This window comes from Aeromonas sp. SE22 (assembly GCF_038739755.1).
Taxonomy (GTDB): domain Bacteria; phylum Pseudomonadota; class Gammaproteobacteria; order Enterobacterales; family Aeromonadaceae; genus Aeromonas; species Aeromonas jandaei.
The window spans coordinates 130552-139720 of the sequence record NZ_JBCGFD010000011.1 but is presented as its reverse complement, the minus strand read 5'-3'; the positions used below and the strand labels follow the sequence as shown (position 1 = coordinate 139720).

8 protein-coding genes and 1 tRNA gene are annotated in these 9169 nt (G+C 61.8%); 4 read left to right on the top strand and 5 right to left on the bottom strand.

The window, feature by feature from the left end:
• The first annotated feature begins 71 nt into the window (after positions 1–71).
• Positions 72–147 (top strand) — tRNA-Val (locus tag AAHA39_RS16245).
• A 294-nt stretch (positions 148–441) separates the two neighbouring features.
• Here AAHA39_RS16245 and AAHA39_RS16240 read toward each other — a convergent pair.
• A complete protein-coding gene (locus tag AAHA39_RS16240) occupies positions 442–1755 on the bottom strand; it encodes a sodium-dependent transporter (RefSeq protein ID WP_320656123.1) in 1314 nt (437 codons plus the stop codon).
• Positions 1756–2171: 416 nt separating this feature from the next.
• Between AAHA39_RS16240 and AAHA39_RS16235 the strand changes: the two genes are divergently transcribed.
• Entirely contained in the window at positions 2172–2891 is a 720-nt protein-coding gene (locus tag AAHA39_RS16235; RefSeq protein ID WP_320656124.1) for a substrate-binding periplasmic protein, read from the top strand.
• A 3-nt stretch (positions 2892–2894) separates the two neighbouring features.
• On the opposite strand, the gene AAHA39_RS16230 is transcribed toward AAHA39_RS16235, so the two are convergent.
• Together AAHA39_RS16230 and AAHA39_RS16225 are read right to left on the bottom strand one after the other, a co-directional pair.
• Positions 2895–4208, bottom strand: coding sequence for a sodium-dependent transporter (locus AAHA39_RS16230; RefSeq protein ID WP_320656125.1), 1314 nt, complete (start codon positions 4206–4208; stop codon positions 2895–2897).
• Positions 4209–4419: 211 nt separating this feature from the next.
• Positions 4420–5259 carry an isopenicillin N synthase family dioxygenase gene (locus tag AAHA39_RS16225; protein ID WP_203974814.1) on the bottom strand — a complete coding sequence of 280 codons (840 nt, stop codon included), beginning with the start codon at positions 5257–5259 and terminating at the stop codon, positions 4420–4422.
• Positions 5260–5466: 207 nt separating this feature from the next.
• Between AAHA39_RS16225 and AAHA39_RS16220 the strand changes: the two genes are divergently transcribed.
• Positions 5467–6030, top strand: a complete 564-nt coding sequence (locus AAHA39_RS16220; protein ID WP_320656126.1) for a DUF2799 domain-containing protein — start codon at positions 5467–5469, stop codon at positions 6028–6030.
• Positions 6031–6081: 51 nt separating this feature from the next.
• Here AAHA39_RS16220 and AAHA39_RS16215 read toward each other — a convergent pair whose 3' ends face one another.
• The gene (locus AAHA39_RS16215) at positions 6082–6900 is read right to left on the bottom strand and encodes a Cof-type HAD-IIB family hydrolase (protein ID WP_043849890.1); all 819 of its coding nucleotides are present in this window, start codon (positions 6898–6900) and stop codon (positions 6082–6084) included.
• 109 nt (positions 6901–7009) lie between these two features.
• Positions 7010–8239 carry an MFS transporter gene (locus AAHA39_RS16210; protein ID WP_320656127.1) on the bottom strand — a complete coding sequence of 410 codons (1230 nt, stop codon included), beginning with the start codon at positions 8237–8239 and terminating at the stop codon, positions 7010–7012.
• Positions 8240–8345: 106 nt separating this feature from the next.
• Between AAHA39_RS16210 and AAHA39_RS16205 the strand changes: the two genes are divergently transcribed.
• Positions 8346–8969 (top strand): helix-turn-helix transcriptional regulator, encoded by a 624-nt coding sequence (locus AAHA39_RS16205; protein WP_320656128.1) that lies wholly within the window; start codon positions 8346–8348, stop codon positions 8967–8969.
• Positions 8970–9169: the final 200 nt, after the last annotated feature.

The window sequence follows — 9169 nt, the reverse complement described above, 5'->3', positions numbered from 1 at the left end:
AGCAGTTGACTTTTAATCAATTGGTCGCTGGTTCGAATCCAGCACGACCCACCATCATTTAAGAATTCCCAGGTCGTTTAGCTCAGCTGGGAGAGCACCTCCCTTACAAGGAGGGGGTCACTGGTTCGATCCCAGTAACGACCACCATATTCGCAAGCGAGGCTGAGATATCAGCTGCGGTTGCAGAGAAAGTCCCCACTCAGATGGGGATTTTTTTTGCCTGAAATTCAGTGACCAGCATTTTCTATTGCTCGATCTCTTAACCTGTCCCGTCTGCTCCCGTCTGCTCCCGTCTGCTCCCGTCTTATCCAAGCGCCCTTTTCCACTCCCGCTCTTGGTCTGTTGATGCCTGCTCATCTTATTGCTGCACCTGACTGCTGCCTCTGGATAGCGGTAAGAAAAAGGGCAGGCCAGAGCCTGCCCTCATCGCGATGATCGACGTTACATGATCCCGCGGATCAGGATCCCGCTGATCAGCAGCGGAGCCACCACGCGCCAGCACCAGAGCAGCGCAAGGCGCAAGGTGGGTGACAGGCTTGCAGGCAGAATGGCATCACCCAGTCGCCAGCCCAGCAGCAGGGTCAGTACCAGGCCAAACAGCGGCATCATCAGGTTGGAGGTGAGGTAGTCGAGCAGCTCGAAGATGGTCTTGCCAAACAGGGTCAGATCGCTCAAGGGGCCGAACGACAGGCTGACCGGAATGCCGGAAGCCATGATGAGCAGGGTCAATACCCGGCAGGCGCCGCGGCGTGACCAGCCCCACTCCTCGGTGGTGAAGCGCACCAGATGCTCCAGCATGGAGATGGAGGAGGAGAGCGCGGCGACCAGCAGCAGCAGGAAGAAGACGACGCCGAGCCCCTGACCGAACGGCAGATGGCTGAAGACGGCGGGCATGGTCATAAAGGTGAGCCCTGGCCCGGCAGTCGGGTCGATGCCGGTGGAGGCCAGCGCCGGGAAGATCATCAGCCCAGCCAGCACCGAGATCAGGCTGGCCAGGGTAACGACCCAGACGCCGGAGCGCACCACGCCGTCGCTATTGGGCAGGTAGGCGCCATAGGTGGTGTGTACCCCGAGCCCGATGGAGAGGGAGAAGAAGGCCAGCCCCAGCGCATCCAGCACGCTCTGGCCGGTCAGCATGGAGAAGTCCGGCAGCAGCAGCTGGCACACACCCGCCATGGAGCCGGGCATGGAGAGGCCAACCCCCACCAGCAGCAACATCATGATGAACAGCGCCGGCATCATCCAGCGCAGCGCCCGCTCCACCCCTTTCTGAATGCCACCCTGCACGAACCACCAGGTTAGCCCGGCAAAGATCAGATGGGTCAGCACCGGCCACCAGGGGTTGCTGACATAGCCGTTGAACAGGGCGGTGAGGGCGCTTCCTTCGCTCAGGTTGAGCTTGCCAGCCATCGCCAATGCGGCGTAACCCACGGTCCAGCCACCCACCACGCTGTAGAAGCTGTAGATAAAGAAGCCGCAGAGGATCCCCATATACCCCATCCAGCGCCAGTTCGGCCCCACCAGCTTGCGGAAGGCGCCGAGCACCCCGCGCTGGCTATGGCTGCCGAGCAGGGTTTCGCCGACCTGTACCGCCACACCCAGGGTGAAGCTGAACAGCAGAAACACCAGCAGGAAGGCGCCACCGCCATTGGTGGCGGTCACATAGGGAAACTTCCAGATGGCACCAAGGCCAATCGCTGTACCTGCTGCGGCCAACACATGACCGAGACGGGAAGACCATTGAACCTGGCTCATACAACCTCCGGGTAACACGACATCGAAGCAATACTCCTCTGTAGCAATAAACGACAGACAACAAAAAGGCCGCCCGAGGCGACCTTTGCAATGAACATTCAGAAAACTGTGCGTGCAAGGTCACCTCTCTTGCGAGATAAAAAATCGACCAAACAGCACGAGGATGGCAGACATGGGTGACAGCCTGAATAGTGAATGAGGGGACAGCCTAAACCATGGAAAGAAAAATTGACACATAAAATAAAATTTTTTTGATGGCGATGGGCTGCATTCATGATTCACCGCAGAGGCGGGGCTGGTGTGCCCTATCTTTTATCCCCTTTCACCCGTTACTGGGCGATAATCCAGCTAGCTTCTTGTGGAACTTGCGGGCATCAGCTGACCCGGCAGGTGCCAAACATGAGACAGGATGTCGTATGAGATGGATGGTTTTGCCCTGGCTGTTGTTGAGTCTGAGCTTGTCGGCTCAGACGGGATTAACGCTGCTAAGTCATGATCTGCCCCCCTTTACCGAGTCCCGCGACGGCAAGCTCGACGGTCTGGCCATTCGACTGGTGCAGCAGGTGCAGCATGAGCTGGGTAGTGATTATCCCGTCCGGCTCTATCCGCTCAAGCGCGCGCTGGCGCTGACTCAGGTCGAGCCGGGTTACGCGCTCTTTGTGGTGCAGCGGATCCCGGAGCGGGAGACGCTGTTCAAATGGGTGGGCCCGCTTTTTATCAACCGGGTCTTTATCTATCAGGCGCCGGGCAGTGCCCGGCCGCTGACCGAGCTGGCCCAGCTGCGTCAACTGCCGAGAGTCGGGGTGGTGCTTGGCAATGCGGATGATGTGCGGCTGACCCACGAGGGCTACACCAATCTGGTGCGCTACAAGACGGTGACAGAGGCCATCGAGCGGCTGATGCTGGGCAAGATAGATGCCTTGCCGATGGCGGAGAGAGTCATGGATGCCACCCTCGACAAGATGGGGCTATCCCGTCACAGCGTGGCCAGCAGTGGCGTGCTGCTCCATGAGGCTGGCCTCTATATCGCCTTCTCCAGAGCCACTGACGATGGTGAGATTGCCCGTTGGCAACGAGCCCTGGACAAGGTGAGAGCCATAGAGGGGCGGGCCGGTGAGCCCACCCATCATCATTGATCCTCAGATAAGACCGCGAACCAGGATCCCGCCGATCAGCAGCGGAGCAACCCAGCGCCAGCAGTTCATCAGCAGGTGATGCCAGTGGGCAGAGAGCCCTTGCGGTAGCGCCCTGCGCCCCAGTTTCCAGCCCAGCAGCAGCGTCAGCATCAGGCCGAACAGCGGCATCATCAGGTTGGAGGTGATGAAGTCGAGCAGTTCGAAGATGGTTTTGCCAAACAGGGTGACATGTTGCAGCGGGCCAAACGACAGGCTGACCGGAATGCCGCACACCATGACGAACAGGGTGATGGCGCTGCAGGCGTTACGACGTGACCAGCCCCAGGTTTCGCACAGGAAGCACTGCAGGTGCTCCAGCAGCGAAATGGCGGAGGAGAGCGCGGCAAAGACCAGCAGGGAGAAGAAGATCACCGCCAGACCCTGACCGAAGGGCAACAGCTGGAATACCGCCGGCATGGTCATGAAGGTGAGGCCCGGGCCCGCAGCAGGGTCGATACCGGTTGATGCCAGCACCGGGAAGATCATCAAGCCCGCCAGTACCGCCACCATGCTGGCCAGCAGCACCACCCAGAGGCTGGAGCGACCAACCCCTTCACTGGAGGGCAGGTAGGCGCCGTAGGTGGTATGAATGCCCAGACCGATGGAGAGAGAGAAGAAGGCCAGCCCCATGGCGTCGAGCACGCCGGACATCCCCAGCTTGCTGAAGTCGGGCATCAGGAAGTGGCGTACCCCCGCCATGGCGTTGGGCAGGGTGAGGCTAAAGGCGACCAGCATCAGGATCATCACGAACAGGGCCGGCATCATCCAGCGCAGGGTGCGCTCCACCCCTTTCTGGATCCCGCCCTGCACCACCATCCAGGTCAGTGCCGCAAACAGCAGATGAGTGAGAATGGGCCAGACGTCACCGCTGACATAGTCATTGAAGCGGGCAGTGAGGGCCGCCGCATCCCCATGATTGAGCTGGCCGGCAGCGGCCATGCCGGTATAACCCAGGGTCCAGCCGCCCACCACGCTGTAGAAGCAGAAGATCAGCAGGGTACTCAGCACCCCCATGACGCCGACCCAGCTCCAGCGCTTGCCGAGCAGCTCGCCAAACGCCCCCGCAACACCGCGACGGCTCATGCTGCCAAGCAGGGTCTCGCCCATCAGTACCGCAACCCCCAGGGTGAAGCTGAACAGCAGAAAGACCAGCAAAAAGGCACCACCGCCGTTGACGGCAGTGACGTAGGGAAACTTCCAGATTGCGCCGATACCGACGGCGGAGCCGGCGGCGGCGAGAATATAGCCGAGGCGGGAGGACCATTGGGACTGCATCATTTGAACTCCAATCGAGGGCCCATGGCTGGGCCAGAATGGCGCTCATATTACGGAAAGGGGTCCGCAATCACTACGCAGCTTGTCAGCCTTAAATACGATTTATTGGCACGATTACCTAATAAAATTCGCTTAATTGTGTGATTGTGCCAACAAATAAAAACCGGAGCATTTTTGCTCCGGTTTTGGATTGATGCCAGACTGGCAGGGCAGGTCAGATGACGCCCAGCTCGCGCAGCCGCTCCATCAGGTAGCTGTGGGCGGTATGACGCTCGGAGAGCACCACCTCGGGCCGCGGATGGAGGAACAGCGGCAGGGAGATGCGTGACTTGCTGGCGCTGCCGCCGGTCGGGTTGATGACGCGGTGGGTGGTGGAGGGGTAGTAGCCGCGGGAGGCCTCCTGCAGCATGTCGCCGATATTGATGATGAGGGTACCAAAGTCGCACGGCACATCCATCCACTCGCCGTCGGAACCCTTCACCTGCAGACCGGGCTCGTTGGCGGCGGGGAGAATGGTGAGCAGGTTGATATCCTCGTGGGCGGCGGCGCGGATGGCACCCGGCTCCTCGGTGCCGTTGAACGGCGGATAGTGCAGCACCCGCAGCAGGGTCTTCTGGCTATCGTCGATCATCGAGGAGAGGGGGCCGCTGTAGTTGGCGGCGATATCAGCCGGGGTATGCTGCTCGACCCAGCCCAGCAGCTCGGCGGCCAGACCGTTGGCAAGGCGGTAGTACTCCATCGCCTGCTCTTTCAGCTCTGCCGGCATCTGGCCCCAGGGGTAGATGTGGAAGTACTCCTTGATGTCTTTCTGGCTATGGCCCTTGGCCACCTCGGAGACCGATGGCGGGAAGTAGCCATCCTGGGTTTCGCGGTTGAACAGAAAATCCTGTTTCTGCTCGCTCATGAAGAAGCGATACCAGTTGTCGTAGATGGATTGCACCAGCTCTTTCGGGATGGGGTGGTTGGTCAACACGCCAAAGCCGGTAGTACGCAGGGATTCGGTGAAGCGTTGGGCCGCATCGGGTGAGCGGTAATCGACGGTCAGGACTTTCATTGTTTTTGTTGCGCGCCAGTTAAAAGATGGCGCAGTTTACCCTGCAAGCCGTAACAAGGAAAGCAACGCCGCCTCCAGCTGCCGCCCCCTGCCTGATAGTGATAAAAACATCAGATAAAAGAGACGGATAGTGGCGATCGTGGCTCCCTTGTCCTGCCTGCCCATCCTCACTAGAATGCCAGCCACTGTCTTTTCCGGAGTCTGTCCATGTCCTCGAAGATCCTGTTGCTCACCCTGCCGCTACTGCTGGCCGGATGCAGCTCCCTGTCGGAAGATGAGTGCCGCACCATGAGCTGGTACAACCTTGGCTATCAGGATGGTGAGCAGGGCAAGACCCGCAATCAGGCGCGGGACTACGTCTCTACCTGCGGCGAGTATGGCCTCATGGTGGACGAGGCGGAGTGGAAACGGGGTTACGACAAGGGGCTGGAGCTCTACTGCATTCCCGAGCTGGCCTACAGCAAGGGCAAGGAGGGGCAGGAGTATCGCGGTGTCTGTCCCAACGACGCCAGCTTCCTCAAGCAGTACCAGCGCGGTTATGAAGAGTACAAGCTGGCGACCCGGCTGCGGGAGATCAGCGACGAGCTGGAGCGCACCGAGCGGGATATCGACGATCTCGAGCGCAGCATCCGCAACGAGACCAACAGCGAGCAGCGCGACTACTACCGCGCCAAGCGCAATCGCGCCATTCGCCACTATGAATCCCTGCGCCGTGAATATGACCGGCTGCGCTATCCGGATCGGGTGATCCAGTTCTCCTTCGGCAACTAAGCCATCATTTTTGGCCAGCCATCGCGGCTGGCCATCTTGCATCCTGTTCGCTCAGGGCAGAACCCAGCGCTGCAGCGCCAGCGCGATGCCATCCTCGTTGTGATCGGCGGTGACCTGATCGGCATGGTGCTGGATCTGCGGTGCCGCATTACCCATCGCCACCGCCAGCCCCACCTGCTCGAACATGCTGATGTCGTTGTTGTTGTCACCGAACGCCACCACCTGCTCCATCGCAATGCCCTCGCTGGCGGCCCACTGGGCCAGCCGGTTGCCCTTGCTGCAACCGGGCTGTACCAGCTCCACCGCGTAGGGGGCAGCCCAGTCGCGGGTGAAGGGGATGAGGTCGCGCTCTTCGTCCATAAAGCGGTGCAGGCGCGCCGGATCCTGATTGAACAGCTCCAGCTTCCAGACCGGGTTGTCGAGCCAGCCTGCCAGCTCCTCGACCGGGTGGATGGCGATCTTCAGGTGGTCCGGCTGATTGGCCGACCAGTGGCGGATGCGGGTGACATGCTCCTCGCAGCCGATGTAGCCGATCCCCTCGCTCAGGTGGAACAGGGCGCCCATCTGCTGCGCCTCGACTTGTGCCAGCAGGGCGTTGAGCGGCGCGCTTGCCAGCGGATCGCCGGCCAGAATGCGATCTGTCGTCGGGTCGTAGAGGCAGGCGCCGTTGCTGCAGATGATGGGGGTATCGAGCGCCAGCTCGTGGTGAAAGGGACGCGCCGTCATGAAGTGGCGCCCGGTGACCAGCAGCACCTTGATACCGTGGGCGCGCGCCTGCGCCAGTGCCGCCCGGGTGGCCGACGAGATCTTGTGATCCCGGGTCAGCAGGGTGCCATCCATATCGAGGGCGATGGCCTTGTACTCACTCATAACACCTCCAGCATCGAACAAACCAGCAAGAGCCTTACCGTCCCAGACCCGGCGCCCCGATGCAAGTTTTGCCGCATGACGGAGCGCCGAACTGTGATCTTTTGCCGGCTCAGGCGCAACTGGCCAACTGCTGGCGGCGGTCGGCACGCTGGCGCAGCAGATAGAAACCGGCGGCGCTGGCAAGGGCGCAGAGGGTGGCGAGGTAGAAGGGCCACTCGCTCCCTGCCAGCAGTACCAGACTGCCCAGCACGACCGCCAGGATCTCGCTGCCCACCGCGAGGGCGCGGTAGAGCCCCATCGCCTGTCCCTGCTGCTCGGCATGGCTGCGGTTGGAGACCGCCACCGAGGTGGCCAGCTCCCCCAGACTCATGCCGATGCCGGCCGGAATGAAGGTGAGCGCCAGTCCCCACCAGTGGCTCGGCAGGATAAAGAGCAGCATGCCGGTCGCCATCACCAGATGGCCGACGATGCCGAGAGAGCTGCCGCGCCAGTGGCGGGCGATGCGGGAGCCGAGCCAGGAGCCCGCCATCATCGGCAGGCTCACCAGCACCGCCGCCTGCGCCAGCTGGGCCGGATCCCAGGCCAGCCGCTCCACCAGCCAGATATTGAAGTAGGTGAAGTAGAGCTGCACCGCGCCATAGCTGACCAGAGTGAGGGCGAAGTAGGGGAGCAGGGCCGGTTGCAGCAACAGCTGGCGGCTGGAGAGCGTCGGTGCCTGCCGGGCGGCTGCCACCAGCGGGCGATGGGGCACCAGCCAGAGCACCAGCAGCAGGTTGAGCAGGGTCATCGCGACGGCCAGCCAGGCCGCCAGACTGTAATCCCCCGAGATCACCGCGGCGTAGCCCCCGATCACCGGCCCCACCACCCAGCCCAGATTCATGCCGATATTGATCCAGGCGAAGCTGCGCGCCTTGTGCTCCTTGCCGGCGAGATCCGCCGCCATCGCCTGCACGATGGCGATGTTGCCGTTGCACAGCCCCTCCACCACCCGGCTGAGCAGCAGCAGGGGGAGGGAGCGCCAGGCGATGCCGAGTGCCATCAGGGCATAGCCGGTCAGCACGCCCGCCAGCGAGAGCAGCAGCAGTGGCTTGCGGCCGTAGCGGTCGGAGAGCCGCCCGAGCCAGGGGCTGCCCACCAGCTGGAACAGGGGATAGAGCCCCATGATGACCCCCAGCCACACCTTGCGGCTCCAGTCGGAGGCTTCCGGCGTCAGCATCCCCTGCGCCGGATCCAGCAGCAAGGGGGCCAATACCGGGGAGGGGAGGCTGAAGCCGGCGACCGCCAGCGTGACCGTCATCACCAGCACCCAGAGGGGGTTTTTGGGCTGTTGTTTCGCCATGTTGCACCTATTAAGTAAAGTAATTGGTTTATTTATGCTGGGTGATAATCGGCATTAAGTAAAGTGAATTGTTGATTTAATAAAGGGGGCTCCCCATAATGGGGTCATGAACGCAAGCACCGACAAAATCCTGTTTCTGCTCAAGAGCCATGGCCCGCAGAGCGCCGCCGCGCTGGGGGAGCAGTTGCAGATGACCTCCATGGGCGCCCGCCAGCACCTGCTCGCACTGGAGCAGGAGGGGTGGGTCACATTCAGCGACGAGGCACGCGGACGCGGTCGTCCCGTGCGGCTGTGGCAGCTCACCGAGCAGGCCTGGCAGCGCTTCCCCGATAGCCATAGCGACCTGACCGTGCAGCTGATCGACAATGTGCGCGAGCTGTTTGGCGAGGAGGGGATGGAGCGGCTGATCCTGCAGCGGGAGCAGCAGATGCTGGCGCGCTATCAGCAGACGCTGGGCAACAAGGGGTTGTCCGGTCGGCTGGAGGCGCTCAGGGAGCTGCGCAGCCGCGAAGGCTACATGGCGGAGATCCGCCGTGAGGAGGATGGCAGCTGGCTGCTGTGGGAGAGTCACTGCCCAATCTGTGCGGCGGCGCGCAGCTGCCGCGGTTTTTGTCGCAGCGAGCTGGCGTTGTTTCGCCAGCTGCTGGCACCGGCGACGGTGGAGCGGGAGCAGTATCTGCTGGATGGCGCGCACCGCTGCCTCTATCGCATCACGCCGACCGCGTTCTGATAGCGCCGTTGGCAACCCTCCAAAAACAACAAAGCAGGCGCCGGGATGCCTGCTTTGTTGCCTTCGGGGGAGTGGATGCTCTCGTTCCAGCCCGTCGTTGCCCGATAAGGTGAGACGGCTGATGGGGCTCTTGACCCGGTAAGGTCCTTCGCCACAGAGACCCGGTCAGGTATCTGTCTTGCCACCGGAAGATGTAACCA